This window comes from Mesorhizobium sp. Primo-A (assembly GCF_003997175.1).
GTDB lineage: Bacteria > Pseudomonadota > Alphaproteobacteria > Rhizobiales > Rhizobiaceae > Mesorhizobium > Mesorhizobium ciceri.
This window is the reverse complement of sequence record NZ_RZTG01000074.1, coordinates 1-403: the sequence shown is the minus strand read 5'-3', so window position 1 is coordinate 403 and position 403 is coordinate 1. Positions and strand designations below refer to the sequence as shown.

General features: G+C 60.3%; 1 protein-coding gene. It reads right to left on the bottom strand.

The annotated features are described in order from the left end of the window. Positions 1-13 precede the first annotated feature (13 nt). The coding region (locus tag EOC83_RS32655) for a BBE domain-containing protein (RefSeq protein ID WP_206516580.1) at positions 14-403 on the bottom strand (390 nt) is incomplete at its 5' end.

Sequence of the window (403 nt, the reverse complement as noted above, 5' to 3'; positions counted from 1 at the left end):
CTGATATCCTGAGCTATTCAGGCCTGATGTTCTGATTCAATCGAAAGAAATTGGTCGGGTCGTATTGCTTCTTGATAGAAGCGAGGCGCGCATAATTGGCGCCGTAGGCATCACGCACGCGCTCGTCACCCTCATCACCGAGATTGTTGGCATAGACGCCACCGGTCGAGAATGGTCTGACCGCATTCCACAGGTCGCGCGCCCAGCGGGTATTTGCCTCGTCATCGGCCAGATCGTCCCAGATCGCGATCGGGAAGCAGTCAAAGGCCGCATCGCGATTGGCGTAGGGCGAGTGCGATGCGGGCACGCGAGCGATCGCGCCGCCGACCTGCTGGAAAACCAACAGGGAGGAGCGATTGGGAGCCCGCGCGTAAGCGTCGAGCAGGGCCTCGATCGCGCCATC